The 22,326-nt window shown below is 45.4% G+C and carries 6 protein-coding genes; 3 read left to right on the forward strand and 3 right to left on the reverse strand.

What is annotated here, in order from left to right:
* From QUB10_RS24820 to ppsA, 3 genes are all read right to left on the reverse strand, one after another.
* Positions 1-3,171 (reverse strand): DUF4347 domain-containing protein (locus QUB10_RS24820; RefSeq protein WP_333205888.1); only part of this gene is annotated, 3,171 nt, incomplete at its 3' end.
* Between the two features lie 1,417 nt (positions 3,172-4,588).
* The gene (locus QUB10_RS24825) at positions 4,589-4,909 is read right to left on the reverse strand and encodes a DUF6464 family protein (RefSeq protein ID WP_333205889.1); all 321 of its coding nucleotides are present in this window, start codon (positions 4,907-4,909) and stop codon (positions 4,589-4,591) included.
* A gap of 282 nt (positions 4,910-5,191) precedes the next feature.
* Positions 5,192-7,669 carry a phosphoenolpyruvate synthase gene (ppsA, locus tag QUB10_RS24830; protein WP_333205890.1) on the reverse strand — a complete coding sequence of 826 codons (2,478 nt, stop codon included), beginning with the start codon at positions 7,667-7,669 and terminating at the stop codon, positions 5,192-5,194.
* A 789-nt stretch (positions 7,670-8,458) separates the two neighbouring features.
* On the opposite strand from ppsA, the gene QUB10_RS24835 reads away from it, so the two are divergent.
* From QUB10_RS24835 to QUB10_RS24845, 3 genes are all read left to right on the forward strand, one after another.
* The gene (locus QUB10_RS24835; protein WP_333205891.1) at positions 8,459-14,950 is read left to right on the forward strand and encodes a PAS domain S-box protein; all 6,492 of its coding nucleotides are present in this window, start codon (positions 8,459-8,461) and stop codon (positions 14,948-14,950) included.
* Positions 14,951-15,198: 248 nt separating this feature from the next.
* A complete protein-coding gene (locus tag QUB10_RS24840; protein WP_333205892.1) occupies positions 15,199-16,419 on the forward strand; it encodes a hybrid sensor histidine kinase/response regulator in 1,221 nt (406 codons plus the stop codon).
* 682 nt (positions 16,420-17,101) lie between these two features.
* Complete coding sequence (locus tag QUB10_RS24845) at positions 17,102-22,120, forward strand: PAS domain S-box protein (protein ID WP_333205893.1); 5,019 nt, start codon at positions 17,102-17,104, stop codon at positions 22,118-22,120.
* The last annotated feature ends 206 nt before the right edge of the window (positions 22,121-22,326 follow it).

The following is a 22,326-nucleotide window of genomic DNA, read 5'->3' on the forward strand; positions in this document are numbered from 1 at the left end:
TGGGAACTCGATCGCCCCTGTGTCTGGATTGTAGGTTCCGTCATCGGACACGCTGACATTAGTTAAGCCGGGAATCAAGCTGTCAGTAATGACTACGTTGGCCGCAGGACTCGGCCCGTTGTTGGTAGTAGTAATTGTATAAAGTAGCGTGTCGCCCACCTGGATGCTGGCCGGAGCTGTTTTTTGGGTGACAACATCGGCCACAGCCTCGATCGAGGTGGTGACGGTGGCGTTGGGGTTTGTACCGTTGTTGTTGGCCGGAGTGAAGTCGGGAGTGATGGAGGTACTTCTGGCCGTGTTGCTGATGGAAGTTAGAGTAGGCGGTACTGTGAAGTCGATCGTCCGGATGACTGTCTCCGCGTTGGCTATTGCCACCGGCGCGAAGGTGACAATACCAGTCACTGGATCGTAAACGCCACCATTAGATGCCGTCACTCCGGCTAACCCCGGAACTATGCTGTCAGTGATGGTTACAGCCTCTGCAGGACTCGGCCCTAAGTTGACTGTGGCGATCGAATAGCTGACCGAACTACCAGCAGTAGCACTCGTAGAACCCGTTTTCGTGGTAACAAGATCCGCGTTGGGCGCAATACTTGTCGTAACCGTAGAGTTAGTGGGAGTGCCGTCTTTGTTGGTGGTCGAGCCGTTGTTGTTAGTGGCGATCGGATCGAAAGTCGCCGAGCTACTCCGGGCCGTGTTGCTGATGGCGGTACGGGTGGCTGGGGCAGTGAAACTGACAGTGTGGGTCACAGTATCCGCACTTGCCAGCGCTGTCAGTGCTGGGAAGGTGACAATGCCCGAAACAGAATCGTAACTCCCCCCGTCCGATAAGCTGACTCCTGTTAAACCCGGAATAATGCTGTCCGTGATAGTCACATCCGCAGCAGAGTCTGGCCCCATGTTAGTAGTAGTCAATGTGTAGGTGACGCTTGACCCGGCCGAAGTAGTCACAGGGCCACTTTTGGTAGTAACTAAATCCGCGACTGTATCGACAACTGTGGTAAAAACTACACCCGGCCCCTCGATTTGACCGGGCGCGAGTACACCGCTGTTGTTGCTGAGGTCGGGGTCGAAAGTCGAGCTAGTGCTGAATGCAACGTTGGCAAAACTGCTACCGCTGGTTAAACCGGGCGGCAAATCAACTGTCAGGGTGTAAGTCAGAGTCTCACCCGCATTGAGAACCGGAATTAACGGCCAGGTGACAGCCTTCGTTTGGTTCACGTAAGTGCCGTTGTTGGAGGCACTGAGAATCGGCGGCAATCCCCCCGGAAGCAGCAGTTCTAAAGGTAATTCGTCTTGAATCAGAACATTTGTAGCAGGCGCTGGCCCTCTGTTTACAGTAGTAATCGTGTAGGTAATGCTGCTTCCGGGCTTGACAAACTGCGGGCCGGTCTTGATAGTGGCAACCTCAGCGGCGATACTGGGAGGATTGATAGTTTCAACTACCACGTTTTGAAGTTCGTGAATGTTGTTGGCGCCTCCTGTGGAACTGCCAAAACCAAATTTGAAAAGGGGCGGTACTGCGCCATTTGCGGTGACCAAGTTGGGGATGTCGATCAATGTAGTTTCGTAGATGTCGTCGAAATTTTCATCGAAGGCAACGGTGAGACGAGACGGATTTACCGGATCGTTAGATGGATTCAGTGTAATTTGAACGGATCTTTTGGCTAAATTGCGATCGGTCGTGAACGTATTGCTGAAGTTAAAACTGGCGCCTTGTTGAGGGCCACTAAAGTCAATACTCGTAGGAATGTTATCGATGCCGAAGGGAACGATCACATTTGTTAAAAACCGATAACCATTTGCTTGACTTCCTCTAACCGTTACTGAATCAGGTCTGAAAGAACCAATAGAAGATCCCGGAATCGGAGGCGGCTCAGGGCCAGAGCGCCCTTCTGTGGATGTTGAAAAATTGCCAAACTCGTCAAGCCCAATGCCTAAATAACCTCCCTCAATACCGGGTATACCCGTTCGTGGAGCGTAAGCCAGAGAACCGCCATAACCCCCAGTCCTGGTTGGGCTAACAGTCCCATCAATCAAGAAGAAACCCAGCCCGTCCCCTGGCTGAGGGCTAATATTCGGTTGCGGAGCCGGAAACTGCCCGCTTGAACCATAAGAATAAAAATCAAACTGGACTCTGAGACCATCAGTTGAAGGAATCGGATTGTTGTAGATGACAAAAGCTTCCCGAAGGTTTACTGCTGGAGTTAATCGCAGAGCGCCATCGCCAGGACTTGCACCGCCCAAAGCCGGAAGTACGCCGGATACAGTGCCTCCGGTAATGCCGGGGATAAGTTGATTGGCTGCTGCAACCCCGTTGCTCGGATTGAACAGTGCCCCGTTGTTTCCCCCGTAAATCCAAGGCCCCCTAACTGTGGAGTTTCTGAAAGTTTCGTTAACTAATGTGCCGAGGGCGTAAGGGTAGGCTTCGAGCACTTCTTTTTCAATAGCGATTCTCGCCTTTATTTCCCCGATCGCAAATTTTAATTCCCAGTCCCCGCCGAGTGCCGCACTCCCCGTCAAGTTGTCGGAAGCTGCAATATCTGCACCGACTATCAAGCTCAGCCGCCGCACGAAGGCCTCGCCCCTTTCCCCCGCTGCGACGCTGCACCCGAATAACAAGATATCTCCTCTCTCGCTCAGGGCTTTTCCCCACTGCTGTAACAAATGGCTGTAGGTTTCTAAGTTGTCGTTGCAGAGTTCGATCGACCCTAGCTGCACTCCTGCTTCTCGACCGTGAGAAACTATCTGAAGGCTGTCTAAATCGCTGCAAACCGCCAAAATTCTAGTAATTTGCTCGACTCCATCCCGTGTCGAGTCCAGTACAAATACCTCTGTATCGGCTGTTGCTCCTCTTGCCAAGCTGTCGCCGTTCTCTACTCTGGCATCGAGGAACAGTACATTTTTTATAGTCCGAGGGGGCAACCACGGGGGGTTTTCCCTTACGGTTGCTCGCAAAAATTCTCTGGGGGGATGCCCAATTCCCGTGCCACCACGGAGTTTCTGGGACAGGGGCAACCACGGGGGGATTGCCCCTACTGTTTTTACTTGTTTTATTGGTTTTTTCTGATGATAAGTTGCTGTTGTTTGGGAGTTCGCGCCCGCAATCCTTGCGGTGGAGTCACATATTTTTGGGGTGATAAAGATTGATTTGTTGCAGATGCTTTGCATGGTCAAATTGGCTCACGGATTGTAGATGATGTACCCATTTCCAGATGATAATTATCACCTATTCACAAGGTGGAATTGCAGAGTAAGAGGCTCTGCTGCTTGACTTGTATCAAGAGCAAAAAGCAAATTTTACTCAGCACAAAGCAGTGCTATATAGATATTTGATAGCATTGCAAATATCGCCGGCAGAAGCGCTGAGGATTTGGGGTTTAAATCCCAATAATCTCTCTATCGGGTGATATTTTGCCTTCGGCTTTTTTCTTTTCTTTTAGGGAGTGTATCTGTTACACGCCTACAGCATTTCTCAATCTTGGTGAGGTATGCCCACGGAGGCCACGGAGGCCTATTCCCACGGAGGCCACGGAGGCCGCTTATCAAGCGTGCACCTCATGTTACTGAGAAAGGCTATATCTCTTACATCGCGCAGTAGATAATAACAGGAGTTCTCAAAAATTTACTTTATGAGGTTTTCTGTACATCGTCTAATGCACTTTATTTGCAGAGAAAATTCACTATTTCTGGACGTATAAACCTGGTTTGAGGGACTAAAAGACTTCTTTGTAGCCTTCGCTCCCGGTAAAAAACTCGGTTTCTTTGGTTTTGGCGCGCAAACCCTGTTCAAAATAGCAACTAGACATTAATTAGGGAGTGATAGCCGTCACATAATTATGTCGGCAGTGCCCGAAGTGTCATTCAACTGAGATCTTTTACCCTTCTCAATAACCCTTCTATGGGGGGTTCTCCTGCCCGGCCCATAAGAAAATTCACTGGTTGTAGAACAGGCCAGCGTCGCCTATTCTTGAAAATGGTGCAACATATGAGATTCAATTGAAATCGGCATACCCTGTATCGACGAGGCGTCTTAAAAATTCATGACTTGGAGTCGGGAGATAGCAATCTAGGTTTGAGACTGTTTCGCTACGATCGCAAAAACAGATTAGTGCCGCCCACAAGCAACTTCTCAAGTTGTCAACTTAGAGTCTTCGAGCTGGTTTCTGCTTAAGATAAATGCTCGGGACAATGTTTCGTGCAGAATTTTTCATGATGTTTTGGAGAAACTGATTGGGAGATGTGCGCCTCAGCTACTTACGATTTTTGTTGGCTAATTTTCTTAACTGCAGGAGTTACGCCCCGGAGACTAGAAACCTAATTTGTGCCTAGATTTCTCGTCGCCTAACCAAAATTTATCATCTAAACCTGGTTTTTGATCGTAAGTCCTCAACTAGAAAAACACCGATCGCAATCCGCCAGTTATGGCAACTGTAACCAAGCAATAATGCTCGATTAGGTTTTAACTGCTGAGTTTGGGCGTGGGTAGTCCAAAACAAGCTTCAACAAGAATCCTTACACGTAAGTACATATTAACTCATTGATTATTACATCCGCAAATAGACGTAGATACAAGCACCAATATAAGCTATATCTTTTGCTCTCCAACGTCAAGAGTTTTGGCTTGGTAGTACCGACAATCTTGACAGGGCCCAGAAGGATTGACAGCGCAGCGAATGTAATTAGAGCGGGCGTTATACTCGCAAGTGATATCGCCGATAGCATAACCGAGGCTTTGTATGTAAGTGCGATCGGCAGTTGGTAGTTGAGTTCGGATTGGTCTATTCGCTACCGCAAGTCTGGCCGCTGCAATTCTGTCGCGGGCTTGGCTCTGGGCATAGCGCATCACCCACAAAGACAGCAGCGACGGAGCTAAACCTATGAAAATAATCAGGAGAGCAGTTAGCACATTTTCAGAGCTTATGTGGAGAATATTTGTTTTAATTTAGGCTATGGCAACAGAAAATCATCCCCGAAAAGACGGTTTTAAATAAGAAAAGTTCCCGATTAAGTCTCAAACTAGGCCGCCCCTGTGTTAACTGTTAGCTGGCGGCTGAGGAGGGCGAATTAAATAACTTACAATTTCAATTGTTATTGTGGGATGGGCGTCCCGCCCGTATTTTTTGGACGGGCGGGACGCCCATCCCACAAACTTTTTGATAAACCCGGTTGCTCTCAAAAACCCAAACGGTTAAACCTTAGCAATATCCCCCGCTAAATCCATCAACGAACCCGCACCTTCCACCTTAGCAACATCTAACAAAGTCTTCAAAACTGAATCGGGATTCAAACTAATCGAATCAATTCCCAACTCAACCAAGAATCGAGCAAACTCAGGATAATCGCTGGGGGCTTGACCGCAAATCCCAATTTTGCGATCGTACTTCTTGGCGGCTTTAATGGCAATTGCTACCATGCGCTTGACAGCTTCATTCCGTTCGTCAAAAATGTGCGCGACTAAAGCAGAATCCCGGTCTAATCCTAATGTTAGCTGAGTTAAATCGTTAGAGCCGATCGAGAATCCGTCAAAAACTTGGGCAAATTCGTCAGCAAATATGACATTGCTCGGCAATTCGCACATCACATACACTTGCAAGCCGTTCTCGCCCTTAACTAAACCGTGTTTTGCCATCTCGGCTAACACTTTTCGGCCTTCCTCTGGGGTGCGGCAAAATGGAATCATCGGAATCACATTTGTCAAGCCCATTTCGTCGCGAACTCGCTTTAATGCTTTGCATTCCAAAGCGTAAGCTTCGCGGTAATTTGGGTCGTAATAGCGAGAGGCGCCACGCCACCCGATCATCGGGTTTTCTTCCTTGGGTTCAAACTGCCGCCCTCCCAAAAGATTAGCATATTCGTTGCTCTTGAAATCGCTCATCCGCACGATAACTGGATTTGGATAAAATGCGGCGGCAATTGTGGCAATCCCGTGGGCGAGTTTGTCGGTGAAGAAATCGGGTTTGTGTTGGTAAAGTGCTGTCAGCTTTGCAATTTCTTCTTTGACTGATTCATCCACCAATTCGTCAAAGTGAATCAGTGCCAGCGGGTGTGCTTTAATGTGATTGGCAATGATGAATTCCAACCGCGCTAAGCCTACGCCGTCGCAAGGAATGGCTGATAAACCAAAGGCTTCTTCTGGGTTCCCGACATTCATTAAAATTTTAGTGCGGGTGCGGGGTAAATTCTCGATCGCAGTTTCTTGAATTTCAAAAGGAAGCAAACCGGAATAAACTTTGCCTTCGTCTCCTTCGGAACAAGAAACAGTGATTTCCTGCCCGTTTTTCAAGATTTGAGTGGCGTCGCCGGTGCCGACAATGGCGGGAATTCCCATTTCTCTGGCGATGATGGCGGCGTGACAAGTGCGGCCGCCGGAATTGGTAACGATCGCACTTGCTTTTTTCATAATCGGTTCCCAATCCGGGTCTGTTTTGTTGGTAACTAAAACTTCTCCTGATTGAAATTCAGCGATTTTGTGCACATCTAAAATCACGCGGGCTTTTCCTTGTCCGATTGATTCGCCAACGGCGCGTCCTTTTGCCAAAATTGCACTGGAACCTTGCAATTTGTAGTTTCGCAAAACTTTAGCAGACTTTTGAGATTGTACTGTTTCGGGTCGCGCTTGGACAATAAACAATTCGCCAGTATTGCCGTCTTTTGCCCACTCAATGTCCATCGGGGTATAAGTCCCGCGCACTTTAGAGTAGTGTTCTTCGATGATGACGGCCCATTTTGCGAGTTGCAGAATTTCATCATCTTGTATGGCAAATTTATTTTTTTCGGCTGCTATGACGGAGACGTTTTTGGTGTATTTAGAACCGCCGATATCGTACACCATTTTGAGTGTTTTGGTGCCGAGACGTTTGTCTAAAATCGGGAGAAAACCTTGTTTTAAGGTGGGTTTAAAGACGAAGTATTCGTCGGGGTTGACGGTGCCTTGGACGACGTTTTCGCCTAATCCGTAGGCGGCGGTGACTAATACGGCGTTTTTGAATCCGGTTTCGGTGTCGATGCTGAACATGACGCCGGAGGATGCTAAGTCCGATCGCACCATTTTTTGGACGCCGACTGATAGGGCGACTTCAAAGTGGTCGAAACCTCGCTGTTGGCGGTAGGAAATCGCGCGATCTGTGAATATGGAAGCAAAGCATTTGTGACAGCATTCGAGGACGCCAGCGCAAGCTTGGACGTTGAGGTAGGTTTCTTGCTGTCCCGCGAAACTGGCGTCTGGTAAGTCTTCGGCGGTGGCGGAGGAACGCACTGCTACGTCTGTACTGTCGCCGTAGCGATCGCACAATGTTTCGTAAGCATCCGCGATCGCCGCTTGGATTTCTCGCGGAAATGGTGTGTCCAGAATCAGTGCCCGCGCTTGCTTGCCTTTTTGTCGCAGGTTCTGCAGATCTTCTACGTCTAAATCGGCAAAAATTTCGCGCAATTTAGCTTCTAAACCCGCTGACTGGATGAAGTGCCGGTAAGCGTGTGCTGTAGTTGCAAATCCGTTGGGAACTCTGATTCCTTGGCCGGTTAATTGTTGAATCATTTCGCCCAAAGAAGCATTTTTTCCGCCTACTAATGGGATGTCGGCGATGCCGACTTCATCAAACAACAATACTAAGGCTTTTTCTTTGGGAATTAAACCGGGTTTTTGATCAATTGCTAAATTTTCGATCATTGCTTTTTTCCTCTAAAATTCATCTCAGTTCGGTCAAAGGACAGTAAACAAAAGGTAAACAAAAGACAGTTTATTGGGAATTGTAATTTTGTTACAAAAATTCTCAATTTTTTTCCTAGGCTGTATCAACCGAATTTTCGATTGCCTCTATTTCAAGACTATCACTTTTTGGCTAAATAGCAAGGCCTGTGGAGATATTTGATTTGATTGCAAAACGTAAAGAATTTGCAGTAATGAGTTTATGTAAGGTATTATAAAAGAAGTGGTAAAAATATGAATAACGAAGATATTTCTCACCGCTTTTTTGGCGTTGAGCGCTGATTGGTGTGGGGATATCGCTCGGATTGTGTTGGTAGGGGAATCCAAGGGGAACAAAGGGTGGGGTTCGATCGCGCGATCGGCTGACCCCGCCCAAAAACCGATACTTACTTTCCGACAGTAGCCGTGAGTCACCCAAAATTTTAGATTCTAGTTCAAGCTCCCCGATTCATCTGTGGACTAAATCTAAAATCTAAAATCTAAGATCTAAAATCGACAGACCGGGGTGCTAGCCCAAAAAAACACAACACCCAGCAGCTTAGTTTCCTCCTGAAACAGAGATCCTAAAAACCGTAAAATTTTTGCCTCTGATTGCGTGGATCTACTTAGAGCAAAAAAACAGTTGCATAGAGTACATTGTAATTGTTGAACCACAGAGTTTTTAACTTGGAGTGGCCGGATTTGGGGGGAGGTAATTATTTATATGCTATAATAGTTAGCTCGACTGCCTTATGACAAAAAACAAGGTATATGATATCAGTTTTGAGCCCAGCCGCAAAGCGAAACGGCTTTAAAGTTCTTCTGGTCGAAGACAATCAAGCCGAAGCCGATCTGATCGAAGAATTATTATTAGAAACAAATGTCAGTAGAGCCGAACCCCAAAGACTATCCGTAAGTTGTACAGACCGTCTCAGCAAAGCGCAGGAAATTTTAGTCAGTGAACATTTTGATGTGATTTTACTAGATCTTTCGCTGCCGGACAGCCAAGACTTAAATACAATTGTCAAAATACAAGAATACAGTCTAAATACTCCGATTGTTGTACTGACTGCCCGCAACGATGAAGAGCTTGCCGTGCAGTCAATCCAAGCCGGAGCTCAAGATTATCTAGTCAAGCGAAAAATCGACAGCGAAGTGTTAATTCGATCGATTCGCTACGCAGTCGAGCGACAGCACAACCAAGAAGCTTTGCGAAAAAGTGAAGAAAAATATCGCTCGGTAGTCGAGAATTCTCTCGTCGGAATTGCGATTCTTGCTCCTCCGAATTCCCCCTCAGAACCAGAAAAATACGAGTGGTTAGAAGTAAACGATGCTTTGTGCGATTTGCTGGGATACGATCGCCAAGATTTTTTGCATGAGAATTGCCAGAGGTGGGGTTTTCCTGAAGACTTGCAGGCTAGTGGGGAGCAGTTAAATAAAATTTTGGCTGGGGAGAGCGAAGGCTATGTTCTAGACAAAAGGTGGCGCAGAAAAGACGGACAAACAGTTTATACTAGAGTTTCCCTGCGCTGTATTCGCGCCCTAGACGGCTCGATCGACCACCTGATTAAAGTAGTCTTGGACGTGAGCGATCGCTACCGTTACGAAGCTCAATTAAAAGCATCAGAAGAGTTTTTAAATCACACGATTAATTCTACTCCTGACCCAATTTTTGTCAAAGATGAGCAGCACAGATGGATCGTATTAAACGATGCTTTTTGCAATTTGATAGGAAAAAGGCGAGCGGAACTGATTGGCAAGTCAGGATACGATTTTTTACCCCCAGCACAAGCGGCTTTTTTTTGGCAACAAGACGAGCAAGTATTGCAAAGAAGTCTTGCTCAGCAAACAGAAGAAATTTTTACCGATGGCGGCGGCCAAGAACGCATTATCTCTACTAAAAAAACAGTATTTAACAACGCCGATGGTCGTAAAATGTTGGTCGGAACAATGCGAGATGTGACAGAATACAAACGCCAGCAAATTGCGTTGCAGGAAAGCGAAGCTCGATTTCAAATAATGACCGACAACGTGCCGGGAATGATTTATCAATATCGGCTTTATGTAGATGGTAAAACATCTTTTACTTACGTTTCTTCCGGCAGTTGGCAGATATACAATTTAAAACCAGAACAAATAGAAGAAAATGCCCATTTGGCTTTTGCAACAGTTCACCCAGACGACATCTCAGGCTTGCAGCGGTCGATCGCAACTTCAGCGGTGACTCAGCAAGCTTGGCAACACCAGTGGCGGCAAGTTATGGGAGATCGAGTGAAATGGCTGCAAGGCGCGTCAAAGCCAGAAAAGCAAGCCAACGGCGATATAGTTTGGGACGGTTTGGTGATGGATGTTACGGAATTGAAACAAACCCAGCAAGACCGCGATCGATTTTTTAATCTCTCGTTGGATTTACTTTGCATTGCAGGTTTTGATGGCTATTTCAAACGCTTAAACCCCGCTTGGTCAAATGTATTAGGTTATAGCAGTGATGAAATGTTAGCCAAACCTTTGATAGAATTCGTGCATCCAGACGACCGAGCAATTACTTTAGCTGAATTAGAAATACTTAAAAAAAGCCACCCCGTTATTAGCTTAGAAAACCGCTATCTTTGCCAAGATGGTACTTATAAATGGCTGTCGTGGACAGCATCGCCGTTTGCAGAAGAAGGTTTGATTTATGCAGTGGCTCGCGACGTTACATTTAGCAAGCAAGCTGAAGCTGAATTGCGTAAGAGCGCAGCCACTAACCGCGCTCTTTTAAATGCGATACCAGACATGATATTTCGCTGTCGGGCAGACGGCACTTTTGTAGACTTCAAACCTGCAAAAGATTTCGAGAATATCCTACCACAAAAAGCACTAATTGGCAAAAAAGCACAAGACATATTACCGGCTGCTTTTGCTGACAAAATCTTGTCGGGCCATCAACAAGCGATCGCCACTGGCGAGATTCAAGTTGTAGAATATCAAATGCCCGTTAATGAGGAACTGTACGATTTTGAAGCGAGAATTGTTTTCTGCACGGATGACGAAATTATCGCGATTGTCCGCGACATCACCAATCGCAAACGTTTCGAGTCAAAACTCCACCGACAAACAGCGGCAATGGCTGCCGCTTCCGAAGGTATAGCCATAATCGATAGCGACGGACTTTTGATTTATTGCAACGCAGCCCGATTAAAAATCTACGGTTACGACTCTCTCGAAGAACTGTTAGGCAAAAATTGGAAAATATTCTACGAAGGTGCAGAACGGCAGAGGTTTGAGGAAGAAGTTGTGCCTAATTTAGTGCAGAAAGGTTGGTACATGACCGAAGCAGTAGGATGTCGCCGCGACGGATCGAAGGTTCCTCTAGATGTATCGCTGACAATGCTGCCCGACGGGGAAATCATTTGCATTGTTCGCGATATTTCCCAAAGAAAAAAAACAGAAGCAGCACTGCGGGAAAGCCAGCGGTTCATTCAGCAAATTGCTGGGGCCAGTCCTAATATTTTGTATGTTTGTGACTTAATTGAAAAAAAAAATATCTATGCGAACGCTTCTATTTACCACATTCTTGGCTATACAGTAGAGGAGATTCAGGCAATGGGGCCGTGGATGATTTCAAGTTTAATCCACCCCGAAGATTCAATCAAAATGCCTGATTATTTACAGCAAGTCGAAACAGGCAGCGAAGGGGATATCTTTGAAATTGAATATCGAATTAGGCACAAGGATGGTTCTTGGCGCTGGATGGTTAGCCGAGATACTGTATTTGGGAAAACAGCAGACGGTAAGTTAAAACAAATTCTCGGCACGGCAACTGATATTACAGAAAGCAAGCAAGCAGAAGATGAAATAAAGCTGTTGCTGGCAGCAACTAAAGCCATTAGTCAGTCGGCAGATTTTCAGAGCGCCCTCCCAGATATCCTGCGGTTGCTGTGCAATGCGATCGGCTGGAATTTTGCAGAAGCTTGGATACCGAGTGCTAACGGTACTTTTTTGGAACACAGCGAAACTTGGTACGCTAGCGATCGCGATTTAGATACGTTTGGCCACGAAAGTAAAAAAATTAGATTCGCCGCCGGAGTGGCAGTACCTGGACGGATTTGGTCAACCAGAAATGTAGAATGGATTGAAGATATTTCTCTAGCCAAAAATCATCTTTTTGCCCGATCGCAAATGGCGAAATCAGTCGGATTGAAAGCTTGTTTCGGAGTGCCAATTCACGCTAGTTCAAAGGTGCTGGCAGTTTTAGTATTCTGCAAGCGCGATCGCTCGATTATGGAACCGCGTATAGTAGAATTGGTCAAGGCTGTAGCGACTCAGTTGGGCGATTATATTCAGCGCAAACAAGCCGAAGAAGAATTGCGTAAAAGTGAAGAACGCTGGCAGTTAGTTCTCAAAGGCAATCAAGACGGAATTTGGGATCTGAATCTTCAAACAAATGAAGCTTTTCGATCTGCCCGCTGGCAAGAAATTATCGGTTACACAGACGGCGAAATCGACAGCACCAACAGCGCATGGATCGAGCGCATCCATCCAGACGATCGCTCACGAGTGCAAGCAGCGATCCAAGCTTATCTCGATCGCCAAACCCCCAATTACGCCGCCGAATACCGCTTGCAGTGCAAAGACGGTAGCTATAAGTGGGTGCTCGCCCGCGCTCAAGCAGTGTGGGACGAAGCCGGAAACCCTCTGCGGATGGTGGGTTCGATGACGGATATTAGCGATCGCAAAGCAGCCGAATTAGCTTTACTGCAGGTCACTCAAGCCGTCGAAAGTACCAGCGATGCGATCGTGATCGCCGACTTGAAAGGGCGGTCTATTTACCACAATCAAGCCTTCATTCAGCGCTACGGCTACACGGTGGAAGAACTCAATGATATTGGCGATATGACCGCGCTTTATGTCCGGCATAAAAATCATAAACAAATCTATAGAAGCCTTCGCCAAGGTCGCTCTTGGTGTGGCGAAGTTGCGCTGCAAACTAAGAGTTACGAAGCAGTAACTGCTCTGGTGCGAGCCGACAGTATTCAAGATATTAATGGGAATTATATCGGCTTAATTGCAGTAATTACTGACATCACAAAACGCAAAGAATCCGAAGTAATTTTACGCCAAAAATTAAAGCGCGAACAGTTAGCCGTAGCCATGCTGGAACGCATTAGGTCTTCTCTAAATCTTGAAGAAATTCTTACCAAAAGTGTCGAAGAAGTGCGGCATTTTTTGCAAGTAGACCGCACTATTATTTACCAATTTAATCCGGATTGGAGCGGGTTTATCGCTGTCGAGTCGGTTGCCGAAAATGTCCGACCAATTGTAGGAATGGAAATTTATGACCCCTGTTTCGGGGCAGCCTACGTTCATCTTTACCAAGACGGTAGAATTAGAGCCATAGAAGATGTTTACAATGCCGGCCTGGCCGACTGCCACTTGGGTTTGTTGACTCGGCTCGATGTGAGAGCGAATCTGGTAGTACCAATTTTGCAAGGTGAAAACTTGTGGGGGCTGTTAATTGCCCACCACTGCACGGGCCCGCGTCTCTGGCAGCAATTGGAGGGAGAGTGCCTAAAACAATTGGGGGTGCAGTTGGCGATCGCCATTCAGCAATCGGTGCTATTTGAACAAGCACAAACCGAAATTGCCGATCGCAAACTTGCAGAAGCCGCCCTGCAATTAGCTAAAGAAGCCGCCGAATCTGCCAACCGCGCTAAAAGCGACTTTCTCGCCAACATGAGCCACGAATTGCGGACGCCTTTGAACGGGATTTTGGGATACATTCAACTGCTCAAAGTCGAGAAAAACTTTACCGCAGATCAGCAGGAAAGTCTTAACAACATTCACCAGTGCGGCAACCACCTGCTGATGCTGATTAATGATGTTTTAGACCTCTCAAAAATCGAAGCTAGTAAAATGGAGCTGTCGCTGACCAACCTGCATTTTTCCAGTTTTGTGAAAAGTATTATTGATTTGTTCCAGATGCGATCGGCTCAAAAAGGAATTGCTTTTAATTACGAGCAGGTTTCAGCGCTGCCAGACGGCATTTTGGCAGACGAAAAAAGGTTGCGTCAAGTTTTGATTAATTTGCTCAGCAATGCCGTTAAGTTTACGAAGAGCGGCAGCGTTACATTCAAAGTCGGTTATGCAGAAAATTTCCCCGATAACTATCCTCAAACCAACTGCGAAAATTCTAGTTTGACAGCGGAAATTGCCAGTCAAACGCTCAATGTGACCGCGAATTTAGACGCGCAGCAAATGTCGATCCAGCCCCTAGGAACAACAGAAGCGCGCGAGGTGACAACAGCAGAAAATATCGGCCGTGTTCCTACCCCTAAAATTCGCTTTCAAATCGAAGATACCGGCATTGGCATTTCTCAGAATAAATTAGAAGAAATATTTTTGCCTTTTCATCAAGTGGGCGATCATAACAATTTCGTTGAAGGTACGGGACTGGGACTTTCCATCAGCCAAAAATTAGCCAAAATGATGGGCAGCCAAATTCGCGTCCAAAGTACCTCCGGCAAAGGCAGTATATTTTGGTTGGATCTAGACTTGCCCGCAGTCGCCCAGTCTTCTGAACTCCCCTCCCGGCAAGAAAAAAGGCGGCTTATCGGTTTTACCGGCCCCCAGCGGAAAGTGCTAATCGTGGACGATCACGAAGTAAATCGCGCTATGTTGCACAGGCTACTTTTTCATTTAGGCTTTGAAATTGCAGAAGCTACAGACGGCGAAGACTGCTTGCACAAAGCACAGGAATTTCTACCGGATATAATTTTAATGGATTTGCTGATGCCCGTCATGAACGGTTGGGAAGCTACCAGGCGGCTGCGACAGTTGCCGGAATTAAAAGATACGGTTATCCTTGCTTTGTCCGCTAACGTTTACGAGACTACCAAGCGAGAGAGCATACTTGCAGGTTGCGATAGTTTTCTCACCAAGCCGATTCAAACTAACGAGCTTTTAGAATTATTGCGCCTGCACTTGAGACTAGAATGGGTTTACGAAGAACGAGCACAAACCAAAAAGCGGACAGCCCACACTGCAAAAGCATATTCTGAAATTGCGGCTGCTGACTCAACGATGGTGTCTCCTGCCTCAGAGTCAGTCTTGGCGTTGTTAAGATTGGCTGCAATGGGCGATATTGAAGCTATTCTGGAAGAAACTGCTAAACTCGAACATTCTGACCCGACATTAGTGCCTTTCGTTCATCACCTGCGCCAACTTGCTAAAGGATTTCAGCTCAAGCAAATTCGAGATTTTTTGAAGCAACATTTGTCCTAAAATTGACGGTAGCTAACACACAACTCAAAATCAGTTAAATCTCACATCTTGCACTTTTGTCAGCAACAGGCTGTCCGGCCTGTTCCACAGAGACTGTAATTTTGGTGGGTGGGCATCCTACCCGCCCATAAAAGAAAGAGTGATTGCAAATAAAGGGATCTACGAAGCAACCGGGTTTCGAGAGCCGCCGAAAATCACTTGAATCCGATTTAAACTCACCACCCACAACTAAAAAGTAAAAAATTTGAATGTTTGCCTTGAATATGAACGATAAGAATTCCGCAAGAAGCATCATACTAATTGTTGATGACAACCAAACAAATCTTGACGTACTTTTCGAGTTGTTAAGGAATTACGGGTTTAAAGTATTAGTGGCTCTAGACGGCGAAAGTGCGATCGAGCAAATTGACTACATCCATCCAGACTTGATTCTTTTGGATATCATGATGCCAGGAATTGACGGTTTTGAAACTTGCCGACGTTTGAAAGCAGACCCGTCAACGCAAGATATTCCCATCATATTTATGAGCGCCCTTTCCGATACGCCTGATAAAGTAAAAGGCTTTCAGACAGGAGCCGTTGACTACATCACTAAGCCTTTCCAGCACGAAGAAGTTTTGAGCCGGATTCAAACCCACTTGACAATCCGCAGCTTGCAAAAAAAACTCGAAGAAAAAAACCTCGAACTTGCCCACCTCAACCAAAACCTTGAAAGACTTGTTGAACAAAAAACCAAGCAATTAATAAACCAGGAAAAAACAGCCATCATCGGACGTTTGACTCAGGGCATGGTTCACAATCTCAAAAGTCCGCTGCAAGTGATCCAGACTAGCGTCGATTTGATTGAAACAAAAGCCACACAAATTCAAGAAGACTCTCTGTTTAATTATACTAAGTATATTTTTCAAGCTGTCACAAAAATCAATCAGATCATGGATACTCTGATGATGAAAAGCCGAAACGAGCAAAAGCAAGATTTGCACCCGGTGAATATCAACGATTTAGTGCAGCGAGAAATTCAGCTATTGGAAGGCAACCTGTATTTTAAAAATAAGATTAGAAAAAAATACTTTTATGACGAAGAAATTGCCAGCATTCCCTTAATTTATTCCTATCTTTCTCAAGTATTTTATAATTTAATCAATAATGCAATGGATGCTATGTGGGAAAAGAAAAGCAGAGAAATAACTATCGTGACTCGGCAAGACGACTCGAACATATACATGGATATTGCAGATACGGGATGCGGCATATCATCTGAAGATTTGCCAAAACTTTTTGACCCTTTTTACACATCAAAGCCACCTAAAGGCGAGGAAAAAAGAGAAGGCGAACCGACAGGAACTGGCCTAGGACTTTATACTTGTATTGAACTTTTAAAACCTTTTAACGGTGAGATTGCTATTAGCAGCAATGTCGGTCAAGGCAGCGTGTTTACAGTTGTGCTGCCTAAACCGCAGAAAAATTGAGCGACTCAACTGAGTTAAATTGTGTCCGTTAGACAACCGTAATTAAGTTGGTAATTAGGTTTGTAGCAAGGAAGGCAAGTCTTGGTTCCTCGATCAAGAGAGGACTTGCATGGCTCAATACAAATAGGCGCTAATTGCGGGCCATTAACCGAACACAATCTCAGGCCGTATCTTGTAAATCAACGGTAATTCTCGTAGCTTAGTAGTAATACCATTATGGAAAAATAATGCAGCTTTAGGCAAGCTTTAAACGGCCATTTATAATCTAAAGTTTCAAAGGCTATCAGCAATGCAAATCCTGATTACTCCGCGCTCTTTTGACTTGCCTCTTGCTATTCCCCTGCCAAAGGTTGTAAATTAAAATAGAGTTAAGTTGCAATATGGGTAAGAAAATGATAGTTTTGGGCCACTAGGTTTGGGGCGAGGCGGAAAACTTGCAGCGAACAACTCAATTCTACAAATAAATCTGCGGGGTTTGCAAGCACACAGCGAACTCTAAAGCCTGCGGTTCAATTTCCCAAATCATGAGCTAGGTAGCTGCATCCGCTGCTGAGATTTTATAATTCCTAAAAAATAGCAAAAGGATAGCAGTAAAGAAAAATGCCACTGTACGCAAGAACCAAACTGCGATAGTCATCAGTCATTCCAAATCTCAATTCAAAAATATCAAATATAAAATGGTATGACATCTGTTTTTGAGTCAACTTTAACGCCTGGTTTGAAAATTCTTTTAGTAGAAGACTGTGCAGAAGATGCAGAACTCATTCAAGAACTGCTGTCTGAACCCCAACTAGGACAATCAATTGATCTGACCAATGTAGTTCGCCTCCGGGAAGCTATAGAAATTTTAAGCGACAAAATTTTTGATGTAATTTTATTAGATCTTTCACTTCCTGACAGCCTAAAATTTAATACTTTTTTCCGACTTCAAGATTGCGGTATAAATATTCCGATCGTCATTCTGACAGCGGCCGATGACGAAGAACTGGCTGTCGAGTTAATTGCCGCCGGCGCCCAAGATTATCTGGTGAAAAGACAGGTAGACAGCCGGCTGCTGGTGCGGACGCTCAGGTGCGCGATCGCCCGCCAGAAACGGCAAGCAGAATGGCAAAAAAGTCAAGAAAAATACCAGCAGGTTGTTGGCAATATCAAAGAAGTAGTTTTTGAAACAAATACTGCGGGCCATTGGACTTTTCTCAATCCAGCTTGGACGGAAATTACCGGATTTACCGTTGAGGAAAGCTTAGGAACTTCCTGTTTGAGTTACATTCATTCTGAGGATCAATACCAATATTTAAATTCGTTTAGAGGTCAGAAACCAAATCAAGAAACATCCTGTTGTTATCAAAGTCGATATATTACCAAAAATGGCGAAATTCGGTGGGTGGAAGTGCAAGAATTTTTTATGTTGGGCTGGAACGGCGAGGCGCAGGGGACGACAGGAACTATCAATGATATTACAGATAAAATTTTAGCACTTTCCGAACTCGAAGCTAGTAAAAAGTTTTTGAATTATACAATCGATGCAGTTGCAGACCCAATTTTTGTCAAGGATGAACAGCACCGGTGGATACTGTTAAATGATGCTTTTTGCAAGCTGATCGGGAAGCAGCGCGAGGAACTGCTGGGCAAATCGGATTATGACTTTTTCCCGAAACAAGAAGCTGAGATTTTTTGGCATACTGACCAACAAGTGTTTAGGACTGGGAAAGAAAACGAAACCGAGGAAATATTTACAGACAGCAGCGGTGCAAAGCACATTCTGTCTACTAAAAAAACAGTCTTTGAAAATACCGACGGCAGTAAAATTCTCGTCGGGATAATTCGAGATATCACTGAGGATAGGCGCAAACAATTAGCGCAGCAAGAAAGCGAAGCTAGACTTCGGCAACTTGCTGCCAATTTACCGGGAATAATTTATCAATTTAGTCTTTCAACAGACGGCAAAAAAAGTTTTACTTATATTTCTTCTGGTAGCCGCGATTTATATGAATTGGAACCAGAAACTATTCAGCAGAATCCCCAACTATTTTTTAGTTTTATTCATCCAGATGACCGTCAAAAATTTGAAGAATCTATTGCTTTTTCTGCGGCAAATATGCAGCCATGGCAGCAGGAATGGCGCGCGATTGTACCGTCGGGAAAACTTAAGTGGATGCAAGGGGTTTCGAGACCGGAACGAGTTGATCGTCCGACGGAAATAGGGCAGGAAGGGGATATAGTTTGGGAAGGCATGGTGCTGGATATTACTGATTTAAAACAGGCAGAAGCAGCTTTGCGGGAGAGCGAAGCCAGATTTCGATCGCTCGTTGAGAATATCCCCGGCGCTATCTGCCGCAGCTTGTACGATGCTGAGTGGACGATGGTATTTATTAGCGATGAAATTGAGGTAATTAGTGGGTATCCTGCTGGGGATTTTATTGGCAACAACGGCTTGAGTTTTGCGAGCATTGTCCACGAGGCAGACAAGGAAATGGTCGATCGACAAATCAGCGCAGCCGTAGAGTCGAAACAGCCGTACAATCTAGAATACCGGATTGTTCGCGCTGACGGGGCGGTGCGGTGGATGTCGGAAAGAGGTAGGCCAACTTACAATATAGAAGGGCTAGTTTTGTGGCTCGACAGAGCGATTTTTGACATTACCGATCGCAAACAAGCCGAACTGACTCTGTGCCTGGTAACTCAAGCTGTAGACAGCGCTAGTGATGCGATCGCGATCGCCGATTTGGACGGTTATTCCGTTTATCACAATCAAGCATTTATTCAGCGCTACGGCTATACAGTTGAGGAACTAAATAATGCCGGCGGCCCAGCAGTAATGTACCCCAAATCTCAAGATTTGAGCAAGTTATTTAGGGGGCTGCGGAAAGGTCTTTCCTGGGATAGTGAAATTGAAATCAAGAGTAAAAATGGCGATATTATAGAAACTTTCTTGCGAGCTAACTGCATTAAAGATAGCGCTAGTCAACCGATAGGAATGATAGCCATAATTGCCGATCTCACAGAAATAAAACGCACCGCATCGGCATTAAAACTCAGTCAAGAGCGATTGCAGTTGGCGGTTTCAGGCAGCTCTTTGGGGCTGTGGGATTGGAATATAGCTACTGGCGAAACTTATTTCGATTTTCATTGGAAATCAATGCTTGGCTACGCAGAAACCGAAATTGAAAACAACCTCAAAGGTTGGGAAAGTTTGCTGCATCCAGAAGACCGAGGGAAGGTAATGGAATGTTTAAATTCCTATTTGGAAGGTGAGACTGAGATTTATGAATTTGAATTTCGGATGCTCAACAAAGCGGGCAATTGGCAGTGGATTCTGGCAATGGGCAAGGTAGTCGAGTACGACGAATGGGGTGCGCCGTTGCGGATAACGGGCACTCACAAAGATATCAGTGCCCGCGTTGCAGCAGAAGCAGAAAAAACGCAGTTAATCGCATCTCTGCAACTACTTGCTGACCAGTTACAAGCAGCGCAAAAAATAGCCCGCATCGGCAATTGGGAATTCGATAGGGAGGCAGGAGTTATTACTTGGTCGGAAGAACTGTTTCGAGTTTATGGTCGAGAATTGAATCTGCCACCGACAATGGAAGAACTTTTAGAGCAAATTCATTCCGATGACAAAGAAAGGTTCGCAGAAGTTGTACAAAAAGCAGTGACTGAAGGAACAGCTTACGATATCGACCACCGCATCTATTTCCCATCAGGAGAAATTAGGCACGTTAACGCTAAAGGACAAGCTATTAAAAATGAGTTGGGTCAGGTGGTGCGGATGTTTGGCACGGCAATGGACATTACCCATCGCAAAAAAGCCGAAACTGCTTTGCAAGAAAGCGAACAGCGATTTCGAGCGGTATTTGAACAAGCGGCGATAGGCATTGTGAAAGTGTGGCCAGACGGTCACTTTTTGAATGCAAATCAAGGGTTTTGCAATATTGTCGGCTACTCAGAATTGGAGCTAAAATCGCGAAATGTTGGGGATATTTCTCACCCCGCAGATGTAGCAGCAGATGTCGAGTCGCGCGACAGACTGTTAGCTGGGGAAATTTTAAATTATTCCATTGAGAAACGCTTTATTCGCAAAGACGGTTCATTTGTTTGGACTAATATGACTGTATCTTTAGTGCAGGATGGGTTTGGGGAACCTAGCTATGTAATTGCTGTGATTGAAGATATTAGCTCTCGCAAACTTGCCGAGGCTATCTTGCGCCAGCAATTAAAGCGAGAACGGTTGGTGGTAGAGATGCTGGAACGCATTCGATCTTCTCTCAATTTAAAAGAAATCTTGACAAAAGCTGTTGCTGAAGTACGGCAATTTTTGCAAACAGACAGGACAATAATTTATCGCTTTAATCCCGATAGGAGCGGTTTTGTAACTGTCGAGTCGGTGGGCAAAAATTGGCAATCGATTCAGGGACTAACTATTAACGATCCCTGCTTTGAATACAGCTATGCTTCTGCTTACGAACACGGTCGCGCTGTACCTGTAGATGATATTTACAAAGCTGGTCTTTCCGAGTGCTACATTAATTTATTAAGTCAATTTCAGGTGCGAGCTAATTTGGTAGTGCCGATTTTGCAAGGCGAGAAGTTGTGGGGGCTATTGATTGCCCACGAGTGCGCGGGCCCCCGCCACTGGCTGGAAATTGAGGTTGAGTGTCTCAAACAAATTAGCGTGCAGTTGGCGATCGCGATCCAGCAATCAATGCTGTTTGAGCAAGCACAAAGTGAAATTGCCGATCGCAAACAAGCCGAGTCAGCTTTGCAGGAATCGGAAGCGCGAGAACGTTCAAAAGCGCTAGAGTTAGAAGCAGCTATTAACAAACTCCGAACGACTCAAGCTCAGCTCGTTCAAAATGAAAAAATGGTGAGTTTGGGTCAGTTAGTTGCTGGTGTTGCTCACGAAATTAATAACCCCGTTAGCTTTATTCACGGCAATCTCAGTCCGGCTCGCAATTACACTTTAGATTTGCTGGAATTGATTAAAGTTTACCAGCATTACTGTCCTCATCCTCCGGCCCAAGTCTTGGATAAAATTGATGAAATAGACTTGGATTATATTGTTGAGGATTTCCCGAAATTGTTTAACTCGATGCAAGTAGGAACCGAGCGAATTGTCGAGATTGTGAAATCGTTGCGTAATTTTTCCCGATTGGACGAGTCCGCAGGGAAGTCGGTTAACATTCACGAGGGAATTGATAGCACTTTGATGATTTTGCAAAATCGGTTAAAATCTCACAGCAGTCATGGAGAAATTCAGATAGTTAAAGACTACCAACTCTTGCCACAAATTGAATGTTTTCCTGGCGAGTTGAATCAGGTATTTATGAATATTTTGATTAATGCGATCGATGCTTTGGAAGAACGGGACAAACAGCGTTCGATCGAGGAGTGCGATCGACATCCCAGCACGATCGCTATTCGCAGTTATCAGGCTGGTGCAGGCTTCGTAGCGGTATCGATTGCGGACAACGGGGGGGGGATGCCGGAGTCAGTGCGATCGAGGCTGTTTGATCCCTTTTTCACGACTAAACCTGTCGGCAAGGGTACGGGTTTGGGATTGTCGATTTCTCACTCGATTATCGTCGATCGGCATGGCGGCCGATTGAGTTGTATTTCGACACCGGGAGAGGGAGCGGAGTTTTTGATTGAAATTCCAGTGCAGCCGAATTTAACTGGTAGGAATTCAAATTTGGGGCAATAAATTAGCAATTGGTAATTGGAAATTGGGAAGCGCAAATGGGTAATATCTCACATCTTGCACCATTCTCGCTTAACAGGCTTTTCGGCCTGTTCCACAAGAAAATTTACTCTTTGTGGAACAGGCCGAAAAGCCTGTTCCTAAACAAGTAATTGAGAATGGTGCAACATCTCAGTAATATCAAATACCGTAGAATCAGAATTATACCC

This window comes from Microcoleus sp. B5-D4 (assembly GCF_036705145.1).
GTDB lineage: Bacteria > Cyanobacteriota > Cyanobacteriia > Cyanobacteriales > Microcoleaceae > Microcoleus.